The 15810-nt window shown below is 74.4% G+C and carries 17 protein-coding genes; 9 read left to right on the top strand and 8 right to left on the bottom strand.

From position 1 onward, the window contains the following. Positions 1–16: 16 nt before the first annotated feature. The gene (locus tag ACZ7MY_RS36800; RefSeq protein ID WP_499608975.1) at positions 17–436 is read right to left on the bottom strand and encodes a GNAT family N-acetyltransferase; all 420 of its coding nucleotides are present in this window, start codon (positions 434–436) and stop codon (positions 17–19) included. Between the two features lie 104 nt (positions 437–540). Here ACZ7MY_RS36800 and ACZ7MY_RS36805 point away from each other — a divergent pair, with 104 nt between their 5' ends. The 3 genes from ACZ7MY_RS36805 (at position 541) to ACZ7MY_RS36815 (ending at position 3367) form a co-directional block, all read left to right on the top strand. Continuing rightward, entirely contained in the window at positions 541–1413 is an 873-nt protein-coding gene (locus ACZ7MY_RS36805; protein WP_499608977.1) for a dihydrodipicolinate synthase family protein, read from the top strand. After that, positions 1410–2438, top strand: a complete 1029-nt coding sequence (locus ACZ7MY_RS36810) for an aspartate-semialdehyde dehydrogenase (RefSeq protein WP_499608979.1) — start codon at positions 1410–1412, stop codon at positions 2436–2438. Before ACZ7MY_RS36805 ends, ACZ7MY_RS36810 begins: the two co-directional genes overlap by 4 nt. A gap of 101 nt (positions 2439–2539) precedes the next feature. Continuing rightward, positions 2540–3367 (top strand): MerR family transcriptional regulator, encoded by an 828-nt coding sequence (locus ACZ7MY_RS36815; RefSeq protein ID WP_499608981.1) that lies wholly within the window; start codon positions 2540–2542, stop codon positions 3365–3367. Positions 3368–3371: 4 nt separating this feature from the next. Here the strand turns inward: ACZ7MY_RS36815 and ACZ7MY_RS36820 are convergent, their stop codons facing one another. The 4 genes from ACZ7MY_RS36820 to ACZ7MY_RS36835 form a co-directional block, all read right to left on the bottom strand. Further along, entirely contained in the window at positions 3372–3920 is a 549-nt protein-coding gene (locus tag ACZ7MY_RS36820) for a DinB family protein (RefSeq protein ID WP_499608983.1), read from the bottom strand. A 108-nt stretch (positions 3921–4028) separates the two neighbouring features. Then, positions 4029–4856, bottom strand: coding sequence for a 2-phosphosulfolactate phosphatase (locus ACZ7MY_RS36825; protein WP_499608985.1), 828 nt, complete (start codon positions 4854–4856; stop codon positions 4029–4031). 9 nt (positions 4857–4865) lie between these two features. Beyond that, entirely contained in the window at positions 4866–5951 is a 1086-nt protein-coding gene (locus ACZ7MY_RS36830) for a MerR family transcriptional regulator (RefSeq protein ID WP_499608987.1), read from the bottom strand. Between the two features lie 177 nt (positions 5952–6128). Then, positions 6129–6821, bottom strand: coding sequence for a TetR/AcrR family transcriptional regulator (locus ACZ7MY_RS36835; protein ID WP_499608989.1), 693 nt, complete (start codon positions 6819–6821; stop codon positions 6129–6131). A gap of 53 nt (positions 6822–6874) precedes the next feature. On the opposite strand from ACZ7MY_RS36835, the gene ACZ7MY_RS36840 reads away from it, so the two are divergent. The 4 genes from ACZ7MY_RS36840 (at position 6875) to ACZ7MY_RS36855 (ending at position 9782) form a co-directional block, all read left to right on the top strand. Further along, positions 6875–7993 (top strand): FAD-dependent oxidoreductase, encoded by a 1119-nt coding sequence (locus ACZ7MY_RS36840; protein ID WP_499608991.1) that lies wholly within the window; start codon positions 6875–6877, stop codon positions 7991–7993. Positions 7994–8142: 149 nt separating this feature from the next. Beyond that, complete coding sequence (locus tag ACZ7MY_RS36845) at positions 8143–8640, top strand: helix-turn-helix domain-containing protein (RefSeq protein WP_499608993.1); 498 nt, start codon at positions 8143–8145, stop codon at positions 8638–8640. A gap of 77 nt (positions 8641–8717) precedes the next feature. Then, the gene (locus tag ACZ7MY_RS36850) at positions 8718–9362 is read left to right on the top strand and encodes a hypothetical protein (protein WP_499608995.1); all 645 of its coding nucleotides are present in this window, start codon (positions 8718–8720) and stop codon (positions 9360–9362) included. An 87-nt stretch (positions 9363–9449) separates the two neighbouring features. Further along, a complete protein-coding gene (locus ACZ7MY_RS36855; protein WP_499608997.1) occupies positions 9450–9782 on the top strand; it encodes a DUF2516 family protein in 333 nt (110 codons plus the stop codon). A 68-nt stretch (positions 9783–9850) separates the two neighbouring features. Here the strand turns inward: ACZ7MY_RS36855 and ACZ7MY_RS36860 are convergent, their stop codons facing one another. The 3 genes from ACZ7MY_RS36860 to ACZ7MY_RS36870 all read right to left on the bottom strand — a co-directional run bounded on the left by ACZ7MY_RS36860 (position 9851) and on the right by ACZ7MY_RS36870 (position 13784). Continuing rightward, positions 9851–11119 carry a PP2C family protein-serine/threonine phosphatase gene (locus ACZ7MY_RS36860; RefSeq protein ID WP_499608999.1) on the bottom strand — a complete coding sequence of 423 codons (1269 nt, stop codon included), beginning with the start codon at positions 11117–11119 and terminating at the stop codon, positions 9851–9853. Positions 11120–11449: 330 nt separating this feature from the next. Further along, positions 11450–12478 carry a C40 family peptidase gene (locus ACZ7MY_RS36865; protein WP_499609001.1) on the bottom strand — a complete coding sequence of 343 codons (1029 nt, stop codon included), beginning with the start codon at positions 12476–12478 and terminating at the stop codon, positions 11450–11452. A gap of 505 nt (positions 12479–12983) precedes the next feature. After that, a complete protein-coding gene (locus ACZ7MY_RS36870) occupies positions 12984–13784 on the bottom strand; it encodes a class I SAM-dependent methyltransferase (protein ID WP_499609003.1) in 801 nt (266 codons plus the stop codon). 153 nt (positions 13785–13937) lie between these two features. On the opposite strand from ACZ7MY_RS36870, the gene mshA reads away from it, so the two are divergent. Both mshA and ACZ7MY_RS36880 read left to right on the top strand, forming a co-directional pair. Next, positions 13938–15287, top strand: a complete 1350-nt coding sequence (gene mshA, locus ACZ7MY_RS36875; RefSeq protein ID WP_499609006.1) for a D-inositol-3-phosphate glycosyltransferase — start codon at positions 13938–13940, stop codon at positions 15285–15287. Continuing rightward, positions 15280–15795: a YbjN domain-containing protein gene (locus tag ACZ7MY_RS36880; protein ID WP_499609009.1), complete on the top strand. Its 516-nt coding sequence runs from the start codon at positions 15280–15282 to the stop codon at positions 15793–15795. The genes mshA and ACZ7MY_RS36880 overlap by 8 nt, the downstream gene beginning before the upstream one ends. Positions 15796–15810: the final 15 nt, after the last annotated feature.

Genomic DNA, 15810 nt, shown 5'->3' on the forward strand with positions numbered 1-15810 from the left:
CCGCCGAGCGGCGGTGTCACAACCCCAGAGCCATCCAGTGCCCCGGCTCCGCGAGCGGGGTGAACCCCACCTTCGCGTACACCCCGTGCGCGTCGTGCGTGGCCAGGAGCACGAGCCGTACGCCCAGGCCCTCGAGGTGGGCGCGGGCAGCCGTGGCGAGGGCGGTCGCCAGGCCGCGGCCGCGTGCCTCAGGCGTGACGTAGACGTCGCAGAGCCAGGCGAACGTCGCGTGGTCGGTGACGACGCGGGCGCAGGCGACCTGGGCGCCGGTCTCCCTGTCGTACGCGCCGAAGTTGAGGGAGGCGGCGATAGCGGCGTCCTGGACGGCGCGGGGGCGGCCGAGGGCCCAGTAGGCGTCGGTGGAGAGCCAGTGGTGGACCAGGGCCACGTCTATGCGGGCGGGGTCCGCGGAAATCTCGAACTGGTCGTCGCTCATGGGGCCCGAGGCTAGGGGATGTGCCTTAGTGCAGCACTGCTTACCGGTGCGATGAAGGACTATTAACTGGACCTTGAGGGTGCTGTGGGCCCACGCTCGAGGGCATGGGTATTCACGTACCGCTCATCACCCCCTTCGACGGGGCCGGCCGCGTGGACGCCGGCGCCCTGGAGCGGCTGGCGCACGACGTGGCCGACGGGGGCGTCGCCGGGCTGGTGGCGCTGGGGACGACCGCCGAGGCGGCCATGCTGGACGAGGCCGAGAAGGCGGTCGTCCGGGAGACCGTGGGACGGGTGTGCCGCGAGCGCGGGCTGCGGTGCACCGTGGGGGCCGGCGGGACGGACACCCGCAGGGCCGCGGCGGAACTCGCGGAGCTGGACGCGGACGCCGCCCTCGTGTCCGTGCCGTCGTACGTGAGGCCCTCCCAGGACGGCGTCGTCGCGCACTTCGAGGCGCTGGCCCGGGCGTCCGCCGTGCCGCTGGTCGTCTACAACATCCCCTACCGCACCGGGCTCGCCCTCACCGCCGACACGGTGCGCCGGCTCGCCGCGATCGACGGGGTCGCCGGCTTCAAGCACGCCGTCGGCGGCATCGACCAGGACACCGTGCTCCTGGTGGGGGAGGTGCCGCTCTACGCCGGGGACGACGTCTTCGCGCCGGCGCTGCTCGCCCTGGGCGCCGAAGGGGCGATCGCCGCCTCCGCGCACCTCGCCACCGAGCAGTGGGTGGAGCTGGCCCGTTTCCACGATCCGGCACGCGGGCAGGCGCTCGCGCGGCTCGCCGCCGCCCTCTTCGCCGAGCCCAACCCCACGGTGATCAAGGCGGTGCTGCACGCACAGGGACGCATCCCGACCCCTGACGTGCGGCTGCCGCTGCTGCCCGCCGGGCGCCCGTCCCTCGGGACGGCACTCCGGGCACTCGCCGCATCGGGGGATACTCGGGACCGTACGCACGCACTGATCGGAGAGACCGGATGAGGATCGGAATCGTCGGAGCCACCGGCCAGGTCGGCGGTGTCATGCGCAAGGTGCTGGCCGAGCGCGACTTCCCGGTGGAGCAGCTGCGGCTGTTCGCGTCGGCCCGTTCGGCCGGACGCACCGTGCCCTGGAAGGACGGCGAGGTCACGGTCGAGGACGCGGCCACCGCGGACTACTCCGGTCTCGACATCGTGCTCTTCTCGGCCGGTGGCGCCACCTCCAAGGCGCTGGCCCCCAAGGTCGCCGCCGCGGGCGCGGTCGTGATCGACAACTCCTCCGCCTGGCGGATGGACCCCGAGGTCCCGCTGGTCGTCTCCGAGGTCAACCCGCAGGCGATCGCGGACCGCCCCAAGGGCATCATCGCCAACCCGAACTGCACCACCATGGCCGCCATGCCCGTGCTGCGCCCGCTGCACGAGGAGGCGGGGCTGACCGCGCTGGTCGCCACCACCTACCAGGCGGTCTCCGGCTCCGGTCTGGCCGGTGTCGCCGAGCTCGACGGCCAGGTGCGCAAGGTCGCCGACCGTGCGACCGAGCTGACCTTCGACGGCGAGGCGGTGGAGTTCCCCGAGCCCGCGGTCTACCAGCGGCCCATCGCGTTCAACGTCGTCCCGCTGGCCGGCAAGATCGTCGACGACGGCCGCTTCGAGACCGACGAGGAGCAGAAGCTCCGCAACGAGTCCCGCAAGATCCTGGGCATCCCGGACCTGAAGGTGTCCGGCACCTGCGTCCGCGTGCCGGTCTTCTCCGGCCACTCGCTGCAGGTCAACGCCCGCTTCGAGCGCCCGGTCAGCGTGGCGCGCGCGTACGGGCTGCTGGCGTCGGCCCCCGGCGTGGAGCTGTCGGAGATCCCCACCCCGCAGCAGGCCGCGGGCAAGGACCCCTCCTACGTCGGCCGGATCCGGGTGGACGAGACCGTGGAGCACGGCCTCGCGCTCTTCCTCTCCAACGACAACCTCCGCAAGGGCGCCGCGCTCAACGCCGTCCAGATCGCGGAGCTGGTCGCCGCGGAGCTGCGCGGCTGACCGCCGCTTCCCACGGATGCCCCGGCGCGGACCGCGCGCCGGGGCATCCGCCGTTCCGCCTTGACCCTCACACCGTGTGAGGCGCTGGACTCGGAGGCGTCATGTTCGGCATCGGAGACTTCGCTAGGCACGGCCGCGTGTCGGTCCGCATGCTGCGTCACTACGACGCCATCGGGCTGCTGCGCCCCGACCGTGTCGACCCCGCCACCGGCTACCGCCAGTACGCCGCCGGGCAGCTCGCCCGGCTCAACCGCGTCATCGCCCTCAAGGACCTCGGCTTCACGCTCGAACAGGTGCGGTCGATCCTCGACGAGGAGGTGAGTGCGGAGCAGCTGCGCGGCATGCTGCGCCTGCGCCGCGCCGAGCTCGCGGCGGCGATGGCCGCCGACGCGGCCCGGCTGGCAGGCGTCGAGGCGAGGCTCCGGACGATCGAGAGCGAGGGACGGATGTCCACCGACGACGCGGTGATCAAGAGGGTGCCCGCGGTGCGGCTCGCGGAGCTGACGGCGACCGCGGCCGGCTTCGATCCGGCGCAGATCGGGCCCGTCATCCAGCCGCTGTACGACGAGCTGTGCCGGCGGCTGGACGCGGCAGGGGTGCGGCCCGTCGGGCCGGGGATCGCGTACTACGAGGACGCGCCGGAGGGGGAGGGGGCGATCCTCGTCCACGCGGGGCTGCAGGTCGCGGTCGGGCCGGACGGCCGGTACGACTTCGCGGTCGTCGACCTGCCGGAGCTGGAGAGCGCGGCGACGATCGTGCACCGCGGCTCCATGGACGACGTCCTGCGCTCCGAGCAGACGCTGGCCCGCTGGATCGACGCCCAGGGCCACCGGTCCCTCGGCTACCCCCGGGAGCTGTACCTGGCGTGCGAGGGGCGCCCCGACACGTGGGTGACGGAGCTGCAGGAACCGGTGGCCCCGGGGGCGTGACGGGTCAGCCCATCGGCTTGCCCTGCTGAGCCGCCTCGGCGACCAGCTCGAAGGCCGTCCGGCCGTCCAGGGACTCGCGGATCACGTCCGCGTGGCCGGCGTGCCGGGCGGTCTCCTCGATGAGGTGAAGCAAGATCCAGCGGGCGCTGACCTTCATGCCGGGCGGGTTCCAGGGCGCGTCCGGCAGCGGCACCACGACGTCCAGGTCGGGCAGCGCCAGGATCGCCTCCTCGGTCTCCCGGCCCGTCCTGGCGTACGCGTCCAGCCAGCCGGCGAGGGTCTCGCCCTCCACCAGCCGGAAGCCGTCGAGGTAGTCCTCCTGGGTGCCCTTCTTGTCCTCGTGGCCGAGCAGCAGGCCCTGCACCCAGGACTCCTCGGTCCTGGTGACGTGCTTGACCAGCCCGGCGAGGTTCATCTCGCTGACGCTGGGCCGTGAGGCGGCCTGCTCGTCGGTCAGCCCGAGCACCGCGCGGCGCACCCCGCCGCGCTGAGCCTCCAGGTACGCCAGCAGCGCGTCCCGCTCACCCGTCTCGTTCCTTACCACCGTCGGCATGCGCTCCCCTTGGTCGTCCGCTCGGACGCCCCCCTGGACGTCCGCGCCGGTCGTGGCGCCGGGGTGTTCCGGCGTCCTTCACGTCTTCGACTGTACGCACCCTTGCGGTCAGTTCCGGTCCTCGATGATCCGGGAGGAGGTCTCCGAGGAGGTCTCCGAGGAGGTCTCCGAGGAGGTCCCGGAGGAGAAGGCTCCCCCGGCGAGCACGGGGACGACGGAGGCCGCGTCGAGCTCCGTGGCGATCGCGACGTCCTCGGGGAAGCCGCCGCCGGCCAGCTCGCGTCCGGAGGCGCAGGCCGCGACGGCGGCGGCGACGTCGGGGGTCCCGGTGCAGGCGGTGGCCGCGGTGCGGGCCTCGGGGGACAGCGTCACCGCAGGGGCGTGCCCGCGCAGCGCGGCGAGGACCGCGCCGGCGCCGAGCAGGTCCTCCAGCGCGGGCCGCAGGCTCCCGTCCGGCCAGCGCTCGCCGGCGGCGACCACCGCGACCGGCCGGTCCCGGACGCCGTAGCCGTGCCGGGCGAGCCACGCGCCGACCGCGCCCGCGTTGCGCAAGGAGGCGGCGACCACGGTCGCCGCCTCCCCGGCCGCGGCGGCGATCGCCGAACCGTTGGGCGAGGGCAGTACCAGCCGCGGGGTGAAGGGCGCGCGCCGCAGGGCGGCGGGGGACAGCGACCACGGCGAGCGCTCGGTCACCTCCCGTCTCCCCACGGCCAGCCGCGCCCCGACCCGCCGCGCGTAGGCGGCGGCCGTCGCGTCGCGCCAGGCGTACGGGTGCACGGCGGTGCCCGCCTCGACGGCCACCGTCACCGCGGTGGTGAAGGAGAGGACGTCGACGACGACCAGGCACGCGACGTGCGCCCCGACCCGCCGGGCGCCCTCCGGTCCCCAGTCGAACCGCACTCCGTGACCTGTCTGCAGAAACCATTCCTCGCCCATGGGTGAGGACTATGCCGCCGCGGCTGCCTGCTGTACATCGGCGACCACGCAACTCACGTTGTCCGGACCGCCGGCGGCGTTGGCCAGCCCGACCAGCGCCCGCACCGTCTCCCCCGGCCCGGCGCCGGAGGCGAGGACCCGGTGCAGCTCTGCGTCCGGCACGACGGCGGACAGGCCGTCCGTGCACAGCAGGTAGCGGTCGCCGGGCCGCGGATCGTGCAGCCGCAGGTCGGGCAGGCGCCCGGCGGGACGGGTGCCCGAGCCCAACGCCCGTACGAGCAGCGACCGCTGGGGGTGCGAGGCGGCCTCGGCCTCGGTCAGCCGGCCCTCGTCCACCATCGACTGCACCATCGTGTGGTCGTGCGTGATCCGGAACAGCTCGCCGGCGCGCAGCAGGTACGCCCGCGAGTCGCCGATGTGGACGAGGGCCAGCCGCTCCCCGGACCACAGCAGCGCGGTGAGCGTGGTGCCCGAGTCCGCGAAGCCGCGCACGGTCTCGTCGGCCCGGTCGAGGGCGTCCTGCAGCACGTCCAGCAGGCCGCCGCCCGCGGCGTCGCCGGACTCCAGCTCCCGCAGCGCGTCCACGGCGGCGGCGCCCGCGGGCGCCCCCTCGCCACCGAAGCCGTCGGCCACGGCGAGCAGCCGCTCGCCGGCGTAGGCGGTGTCCTGGTTGCCGGGCCGGACCAGGCCGGCGTCGGAGAGGGCGGCGTAGCGCAGTTCCAGGCGGTGGTTCGGGTTCGTGTTCGCGTCGTTCACGGCGGAGTCCTTCCGGGACAGGTGATCGACGAGGAAGGCGGCCAGGTCCCGCCGCGCCCCGTGCGCGGCCTCGGCCTGCGCCCAGTACGCCCGGACCTCCCGCGCGGCGGCGGGCGCGTCCAGCGCGCACACCTCCCGTATGCGGGCCAGCGGCATCCCCAGCCGCCGCAGCCACGCCACGAGCCGGGCGCGCTCCAACTGGGCGGGTGCGTAGTGGCGGTAGCCGGTCTGCGGATCGACGCGCGCGGGCGTCAGCAGCCCGAGCTCGTCGTACAGCCGCAGCGCCTTCGGCGACAGCCGGGACGCCTTCGCGAAGGCCCCGATCGTCAGCGAGTCCACGGCGGGCTCCCCTCCCTCGGGCCGGGCACGCCGCCCGGCCGCCTCGATGCTGCGGCCTGCCCCAAGGTCAAGGTCAACCGGCCGCGGGGACCGGCTTCGAGGGGCCTCCGGACGGCGGGCGGACGACTCCTGCGCGGTGCCCGGCAGGAGTTCCTCACGTCCGGCGGGCGCCGGGCCTCACGCCGGCGGCCGGGCGAGTCTGGCGGCCACGCCGTCGAGAACCCAGTCCAGGCCGGTCTCGAACGACGTCCCGGCGTCCACGTCCGTGCCGTCGTGCACGGCCTTGGCCAGCGTCGGGAAGCGGCCGGTGGCCAGCATCCTCGTCACGTGCGGGCCCGAGGCGCGCTGCCAGTCGAGCTTGGACAGGCCCGTGGTGCGCTCGGCCCGCAGGTTGGCGATCTCGCGTCTGATCGCGCCGGTGAAGTAGGCGCTGACGGTCTCCACGGCGCGCATCACGGTGTCGATGTCGGCCATGCCGTCGAGCGGCGCCAGCGTGGCCTCGGCCACGGCGAGGCCGTTCGGCCCCAGGGACGGGCGGCCGCCGAGCAGGTCGGCCAGCCACTCGTGGCGGAGAGCGGCCTGCCTGGTGCGGTGGGCGAGGGTGCGCAGCGCCTCCCGCCAGTCACCGGGCCGCTCCGCGGGGACGATCTCGGCCTGGACCTCGTCCACCATGAGGTCGAACAACTCCTCCTTGCTGGAGATGAATCCGTACAGCCGCATCGGGCCGGCGTCCAGCCGGCCGGCCACCTTCCGCAACGACACCGCTTCCAGCCCGCCCTCGTCGGCCAGCGCGATGGCGGCGGCGACGATCCGCTCCCGGTCGAGCGGCACGGGGCGAGCCGGCGGCTCCGGTCGGTCCCACACAGTCATGCCCACACCGTACTGTTGCCAGCCGCCGCCCTGAGAAAATACAGTGTATCGATATGATGCAACGTATCGCCGTGGTCGGAAGTGGTCCTGCCGGCCTTGCCTTCGCCCGCGTCCTGCACCGCCACGGTCACCCCGTCGCCGTCCTCGAACGCGATCCCGCTCCCGACGCCCGCCCCGCGGGCGGCACGCTGGACCTCCACGAAGGGCTCGGCCAGCTCGCGCTGGACAAGGCCGGGCTGCTGCCGGAGTTCCGGGCGCTGTCCCGGCCCGAAGGGCAGGCCATGCGCATCCTGGACCCGGACGGGACCGTCCTGCGCGACTGGCGACCCCGTCCGGATGACCGGGCCAACCCCGAGATCGACCGCGGGCACCTCCGTGAACTGCTGCTCGGCCCGCTCGAGGTCCAGTGGGGGCGGAGCGTGACGAAGGCGGAGCCGAGGACCGGGGACGGCGTCCTGGTCCACTTCGCCGACGGGCGGAAGGAGACGTTCGACCTGGTGGTCGGCGCCGACGGCGCCTGGTCCCGGATTCGCCCGGCGGTCTCCGCGGTGACGCCGCACTACACCGGGGTCACCTCGGTGGAGACCTCCCTCGACGACGTCGACACCCGCCACCCCGACCTCGCCCGGCTGGTCGGCGACGGATCCGTGGCCGCGTACGGCGTGAATCGCGGCCTCGTCGCCCAGCGCAACAGCGGAGGCCACGTCAAGGTGTACGCGCAGTTCCGCGCACCGCTGGACTGGCACACGGACCTGGACCCGGCCGACGCCGACGCCGTGCGGTCGCGCCTGCTGGCCCTGTTCGAAGGCTGGGCCGCTCCCCTCCTCGACCTCCTCCGCCGCGGCACCGCCTTCGTCCACCGCCCCCTCCACGTCCTGCCCGTGTCCCACACCTGGACCCATGTCCCCGGGGTGACGCTCCTGGGTGATGCCGCCCATCTGATGCCCCCGTTGGGGGCGGGCGCGAACCTCGCGATGCTGGACGGCGCCGAACTCGCCGAGTCCATCGCCGCCGGCCCCGCGGATCCTGACGCGGCCGTCCGGGCCTTCGAGGAGCGGATGTGGGCACGGGCCGGCAGGTGGGCGCGGATGACAACGGCTGGCCTGGAACGCCTGGTGAGCCCGGATCCCGCCGAAGCACTCGCTCTCTTCGACCGGGTGCAGTCGTCCTGACCCGCCGAGCGCGGGAGCACCGGCACACCCCGCCTTGCTTCACAGGGGAAGCGCGGGCTGCGCCGGGAGAGGGACGTCACATCGCTGTAACGAGACTTTTGCAAGCACCTTGCTTGCAAAAGTTAGCACCGGGCGGCATGCTCGGAGACATGGCTTCACTGAACGTCGGCACCCTCGGCGAGTACCTGCGGGAGCAGCGCCGCAACGCGCAGCTGTCCCTGCGTCAGCTCGCCGACGCCGCCGGGGTGTCCAACCCCTACCTCAGCCAGATCGAGCGCGGGCTGCGCAAGCCCAGCGCGGAGATCCTGCAGCAGCTCGCCAGGGCGCTGCGCATCTCCGCCGAGACCCTGTACGTGCAGGCAGGGATCCTCGACGAGCGGGACCAGGGCGACGGCATGGAGGTGCGGACCGCCATCCTGGCCGACACGGCGATCAACGAGAAGCAGAAGCAAGTCCTCGTCCAGATCTACGAGTCGTTCCGCAAGGAGAACGCCGCAGTGGAGGAAGCTCTTGACGAGCAGCCCGCTGCGCCGCGCGAGCACGTGGCGAAGAAGGCGGCGAAGAAGGCTGTCGCCGTGCTGAAGCCGAACGCGAACGGACCGGCCGGACCGGGCAGCGGCGGCGACGACGCCGCTGCCGCCGGGTGACCGGCCGCGCCCGGTCGCGCGGAACGAGCGGACCCAACTGACGTAACCGCCACCATCCTCAAACGGGAGAAACCCTCATGGCGATCACCGAAGACATCGTCAAGACCCTCAAGGACCCGACCCCGCTGTACGCGCTGGCCGGGACCGCCGACCTCGCGGCCGAGAAGCTCAAGGAGGTCCCGCCGCTGATCGAGAAGATCCGCGCCGAGGCCCCCGAGCGGATCGAGAAGATCCGCGGCACCGACCCCAAGGTCGTGCAGGAGAAGGTGACCGCGCAGGCCAAGGACGCCCAGACCAAGGCGCAGGCCAAGGTCAACGAGCTCCTCGGCACCATCGACGGCGACCTGCGCAAGCTGCGCGACTCCGCGCAGGACTTCGCCCTGCAGCAGGTGGGCCGTGCCGCCGAGTACGCCGTCCGCGCCAAGGAGGCGTACGACGGCCTGGCCGAGCGCGGCAAGGACGCGGTCGCCACCTGGCGCGGCGAGGCCGCCGAGCAGGTCGAGGACATCGCGGTCGCGATCGAGCCGGAGCCCGTCCCGGCGGCGCGGCAGGCGCCCGCCTCGGACGCCAAGCCGGCCCCGGCTCCGGCGCCCGCCCCGGCTCCGGCTCCGGCGCCCGCCCCCGCCTCCGTGCACGACGGCCAGGGCAAGAAGACCCCGGCGCCGGCCAAGAAGGCCCCCGTGGCCAAGAAGCCCGCGACGCCGGGCAAGCCCGCTTCCTGAGCGTCCGGACATCACGGGCCGGGCACGCGCGGCGTGCCCGGCTCGTTGTGCGGGTACGGTGGGAGCCGATGACGGAGGTGGACGGCAATGCTGGTGCAGGGCTTCTACGACCTTATGGGCTGGATCTCCATCGCCCTGCTGGTCTTCGCGGTGTTCGCGCTGGTCGACGCCGCCATCCGGCGTGAGGACGCCTACCGGGCGGCGGACAAGAAGACCAAGGCCTTCTGGCTGATCATCCTCGCCGTGGCGGCGGCGCTGATCGCGATCCTGCCGATCATGTCGTTCCTGCCGGTCATCGGCCTGATCGCGGTCATCGTCTACACGGTGGACGTGCGTCCCGCCCTCAAGCAGGTCTCCGGTCCGCGGCGGCGCGGCGGCGGCAGCAGCAGCGACGGCCCGTACGGCCCCTTCAACCGCTGAGGCCCTCCCCGGGCCTCCCTCCCCCGGGCTTCCCTTCCCCGGCCGGCTGACCGGCCGGGGCCGTCGTGTCAGGCGCCCGACTCCAGGAGCATCAGGGCGACGTCGTCCGTCAGCTCCTCGCCGTTGAGCCGGCGCACCTCGGTCATGGCCGCGTCCAGCAGCTCCTCGCCGGTGAGCCCGGCGGACAGCTGCCGTCCGACCAGCTCGACCATGCCCTCCTGGCCCAGCCGCTGCGGACCGGGGCCGATCCGGCCCTCGATGAGCCCGTCGGTGTAGAGCATCAGGCTCCACGACTCGCCCAGCTCGAAGCGCGCGCCCTCCCAGCAGTCCTTCTGCGGCAGCAGCCCCAGCGCCGGGCCGCCGTGCTCGTACGGCAGCAGCTGCGGGGCCATCCCGGACAGCGACACCAGCGGGGCCGGGTGCCCGGCCAGCCAGAGGTCGGCGGCGCGGCCGTCCGGGCTGATGTCGACCTGGCAGAGGGTCGCGAAGATCTCGTCGTCGGAGCGCTCGTGCTCCAGGACCTGCTGGAGCGTGCCCAGCAGGGCGGCCCCGCACAGTCCGGCCAGCGTCAGCGCGCGCCAGGCGATGCGCAGCTCCACGCCGAGGGCGGCCTCGTCCGGGCCGTGGCCGCAGACGTCGCCGATCATCGCGTGCACGGTGCCGTCCGGGGTGCGCACGGTGTCGTAGAAGTCGCCGCCGAGCAGGGCCCGGCTGCGGCCGGGCCGGTAGCGGGCGGCGAAGCGCAGGTCGGCGCCGTGCAGCAGCGGTGTGGGGAGCAGCCCGCGTTCCAGCCGCGCGTTCTCCTGGGCGAGCAGCCGGGTCTCGGTCAGCTGCCGCTGCGCGACGTCCGCGCGCTTGCGCTCCACGGCGTAGCGGATCGCCCGGGTCAGGTGGGACGGGTCCAGGTCGGCCGGGGTCAGGTGGTCCTGGGCGCCGACGCGGACGGCCTCGGCCGCGCGCTCGGCGTCGGTGTCGGTGCCCGCCGTCAGCACCAGTACGGCGGTGCGCGGGGCGAGCCGCAGCAGTTGCCGCAGGCTGTCCATCGCGTCGGAGGCGCCCTCGGCGGCGCGCGCGGAGAGCTCCAGCAGGATGCAGTTGACGTCGTCCCTGAGCAGCCGCTCGGCCTCGGTCAGGTTGCGGGCGCGGCGGATGCGGACGCGCGTGCCGGAGACGTCCAGCAGGTCGGGGACGGTGAAGGCGCCGACGGGGTCGTCACCGATGACGAGCAGGGTCAGGGCAGGGGAGGTCCGGCCGTCGGCCAGGGGTGTTTCCTGGCGAGGCCCCGGCACGGCGGCGTACTGGTCGGTGCGCCGCCCGGTCGCGGACATCGGCGACATCGGACAATTCCTTCCCTCCCCCCGAGGGCAACGTCCCGGAGCGGTCGATCGGTCGGATCGGTTGCTCGGCTCCGAGCACACTGAAGGGCGACCATAGCGGTAGCGCCCGGCGGCAGGGGAGGCCCTGTTGGTAAACCGCCCGTGTCATATGCGGTGCTGAGCTGCGGATTTCGACTGCGGTGGGATGAAACGGGCATGACCAACGTCACGTTTGGTCCGTCGCGGGGTGGCGCGCGTCACGCGGTCGCCGTCACAGGACGCAGGTCACAGGACGCAGGTGACAGGACGCAGGTCGCGGCGAGGCGGTGCTCCGGCGCGGCCCGCGTCCGCTCAGCCGGGGCGCACGACCCCCAGGACGGGCATCGAACCGGCCCCCGCCATCGTGATCCGCCGTCCGGGCCGCGGCGCGTGGACGATGGCGCCGTCGCCCACGTAGACGCCGACGTGGCTCGCGTCGTCGAAGTAGACGACCAGGTCGCCCGGGCGCATCGCCGCCACCGGCACGTGCGGCAGCAGCCGCCACTGCTCCTGCGAGGTGCGCGGGATGCCGACCCCGGCGGCCTGCCAGGCGGCCCGGGTCAGCGCGGAGCAGTCGTACGCCGCCGGGCCGTCCGCTCCCCACACGTAGGGCTTGCCGATCTGGGCCGCCGCGAAGGCGACGGCGGCGGCGCCCTGCCGGGAGGCGCCCGCGGCGTCGCGGCGCAGGCGGGTGGCGGCGCCGGTGCGCAGCCAGGCGACCTGCGAGCGGTAGGCGGCCTCGTCCTCCAGCCGTTCCAGCCGGGCCCGTTCGCGGGCCTCCAACCCGGCGAGCAGGCGCCTCGCCCGGGCCAGGCGGGCGGTGACCTCCCGTTCGGCGTCGGCGGCCGCCTTCTGGCCGGCCATGAGGCGCTCCCAGGCGACGGTGGCGGAACGGGCGTAGGCCCCCAGTTCCGCGGTGGTCGCGCGCAGCTGCTCGATGGTGGCGTCGGCCGCGTGCGCCCCGCGGTCGGCGAGGGCGAGTCCGTCGAGGAGGGCGTCCGGGTCGTCGCTGAGCAGCAGGTCGACCCCGGGGCCGACGCCGCCGCCGCGGTACTGGGCGCGGGCGAGGGCGCCCGCCTGGGCGGTGAGGGTGCGCAGCCGGGTCTGCCCGCGGTCGATGAGGCGGGCGAGCCGGACGATCTGCCGCTGCTGGGCGAGGACCCGTTCGTGCGCGGAGTTGTAGGTGTCGGTGGCGCGTTCGGCCTGCCGGTAGAGGGCGCCGACCTCGGCCCGTACGTCCTGGAGTGTGCGGCGGGGGTGGGACGGATCGGCGTGCGCGGACGGTACGGGGGCGGCGAGGAGCAGCAGCGCGGCGCAGGCGAGGCAGGCCGTACGCTTCATGCGGGCACCTCCGCGAGGCATCTGACGGGCCGTCACGTGGCTGTGGATGGTGCCACGGAAGACACGAATCGGCCAGAGCCGTGCGCTGCTGCGTCACGGGTCGGCGCCGCATCGGCCCGGCCCGGGACCTGTTGCCGGCGCCGCGTGGCCTTCTCGGCGTCGGGCCGCCGGGAGTCCGGCTGCCGGCGCGCTCACGGCTCGCCCCGAGCCCGTGCGGCCGGCGGGCCGAGCGGCGCCCGCGGCTCCTCGGCGGGAGTGCGTGCTGGGGACGCGACCGTGCGGGTGCGGCGGGCGATGGGGTGGTGACGGCCGGGCCGTCGGCCCGCCGCGGCCGGTGCCCCAGGGGCCCGATCCGGGTCAGCCCGGTGCCGGGGCCTCCCAGCGGACGGTCACCTCGCCTTTTCGGCGGGTGCGCGTCCGGGGGACGCGAACGTGCGTGTGCGGCGGGTGGTGACGGCCGGGCCGGCGACCTGCCGCGGCCGGTGCCCCAGGGGCCCGATCGAGGTCAGCCCCGTGCCGGGGCCAGGGCCTCCCAGCGGACGGTCACCTCGCCCTGGCGCCAGCGGGCCGCGGTGTCGGTGACCGGCCAGCCGCCCGGGCCCGCGAGGCTGCGTACCGTGCGGATCCAGCGCTGCCGGGCGCCCAGCGGGGCGAAGGGCGCGGCGGCCGCCCACGCGCGGTCGAAGTCGCCGAGGAACGCGTGCACCGGTTCGCCCGGCACATTGCGGTGGATCAACGCCTTGGGCAGCCGTTCCGCCAGGTCGGAGGGGCGTTCCAGCGAGCCGAGCCGGGTGGCGAAGGTCACCGTGCGCGGCCCCTCGGGGCCGAGCGCCACCCACACGTGGCGGCGGCCGATCTCGTCGCAGGTGCCCTCCACCAGCAGCCCGTCCGGCGCGAGCCGGGACCGCAGCCGGGTCCACACCTCGGCGACGCGCTCCTCGTCGTACTGGCGCAGCACGTTCGCCGCCCGGATCAGGGCCGGCCTGCGGCCGTCCGGGAGGGGCACCTCGAAGCCGCCGTGCGCGAAGGAGAGCCCCTCACGGGCGTACGGCCGGGCGGCGGCCACCCGGGCCGGGTCGATCTCGATGCCGACGACCTCGGCGTCGGGGCGCGCGGTGCGCAGCCGTACGAGCAGCTCCAGGGCGGTCCAGGGCGCGGCGCCGTAGCCGAGGTCAACGGCGAGGGGGTCGTGGCTGCGGCGCAGGGCGGGTCCGTGCTGGGCGGCGATCCAGCGGTCCATGCGGCGCAGCCGGTTGGGATTGGTCGTCCCCCGGGTCACCTCGCCGACCGGCCGTGTCGCACGCATGCGACGAGCCTATGCGAGCCGGCGGGCGCCGGATCCGGGCCCCGTGGACGGTCACGCTTTGGCAAAGCGGAAATGGATCTAGGCCCTCCACCGGTTGGCACTGTTGATGGGTGGCTTCCGCTCCGCCGCCCGTGGAGAAGTGGAGGACGCGACGTGAGCCAGTACGTGGCGAAGGTCCTGGCCGGCGGTGCCCATCGCCGGCTGCGCCGCCATGCCGGCGGGCGCCGTCCGCGGCGCGTGGCCATGCTCAGCGTTCACACCTCGCCGCTCCACCAGCCCGGCACCGGGGACGCGGGCGGCATGAACGTCTACATCGTCGAGCTGGCCAAGCGGCTCGCGGAGGGTCCCGGTGTGGAGGTGGAGATCTTCACCCGCGCCACCACGGCCGCCCTGCCGCCCACGGTCGAGCTGGCCCCCGGGGTCCTCGTGCGGCACGTGGACGCGGGCCCGTACGAGGGCCTGAACAAGGAGGACCTGCCCGCGCAGCTGTGCGCCTTCACCCACGGCGTGATGCACGCCGAGGCCAGCCACCGGCAGGGCCACTACGACCTGGTGCACTCGCACTACTGGCTGTCCGGGCACGTCGGCTGGCTCGCCGCCGAGCGCTGGGGCGTCCCGCTCGTCCACGCCATGCACACCATGGCCAAGGTCAAGAACGCCGCGCTCGCCGAGGGCGACACGCCCGAGCCGACGGCCCGGGTGATCGGCGAGACGCAGATCGTGGACGCCGCCGACCGGCTGATCGCCAACACCGATGAGGAGGCGGACGAGCTCATCCGGCACTACGAGGCCGACCCCCGCAAGGTCGCCGTCGTCCACCCCGGGGTGAACCTGGAGCGCTTCCGGCCGGACGCCCACGGCGGCCGCGCCGGGGCCCGCGCGCGCCTGGGCCTGCCGCAGGACGCGGTGATCCCGCTCTTCGCCGGCCGGATACAGCCCCTCAAGGCGCCCGACATCCTGCTGCGCGCCGCGGCGATCCTGCTCGCGGAGGACCCGTCGCTGCGCGACCGCCTCGTCGTCCCCGTCGTCGGCGGGCCGAGCGGCAGCGGGCTGGCCAAGCCCGAGCGGCTGCACAAGCTCGCGGCCCGGCTCGGCATCTCCGACCTCGTGCGCTTCCAGCCGCCGGTCGCCCAGGACCGGCTCGCTGACTGGTACCGGGCCGCGTCCGTGCTGGTCATGCCCTCGTACAGCGAGTCGTTCGGGCTGGTCGCCATCGAGGCCCAGGCCTGCGGGACGCCGGTCGTGGCGGCGTCGGTCGGCGGGCTGCCGGTGGCCGTGAAGGACGGCGAGACCGGCTTCCTCGTCGCGGGCCACGAGCCGGCCGACTACGCGCGCGCCCTGCGCCGCTTCGTCGAGCACCCGCAGCTGGTGCCCGCCATGGGCGCGGCCGCGGCCAAGCACGCCGAGTGCTTCGGCTGGGACGCGGCGGCGACGAGGACCGCCGAGGTGTACGCGGGTGCGATGGCCGAGCGGCGGCGTCGCCTACGATCGCCGCATGGGTGAGCGGGAGCAGACGGCGGCGCGCGCGGCGGTCGAGCAGGCACTGACGGACGCGGAACTCGGCTGGGAGACCGGCGCCGGCGGCGAGTACGTCGTCACACTCCCCGGCACGCGCAAGCTCTCCACGACCGTCGCCCTGGCCGTGGGACGGCACACCCTGACGGTGAACGCCTTCGTCGTGCGCCGTCCCGACGCCAATCACGAGGCCTTCTACCGCTGGCTCCTGGAGCGCAACACCCGGCTGTACGGGGTGGCGTACGCCATCGACGCGCTCGGCGACGTCTACCTCTCGGGCCGGCTGCCGCTGGTCGCGGTGACGCCCGAGGAGGTCGACCGGGTGCTGGGTTCGGTCGTGGAGAACGCCGACGGCAGCTTCAACACGCTGCTGGAGCTGGGCTTCGCCGAGGCGATCCGCAAGGAGCACGCCTGGCGGATCGCGCGCGGCGAATCCACGCGCAACCTCGACGCGTTCACACATCTGATCGGCAAGGCCGACCAGGGCGCCGAGTAGCGCGGCATCGCCGTT

The sequence above is a fragment of the Streptomyces sp. NPDC111520 genome, from assembly GCF_055635295.1.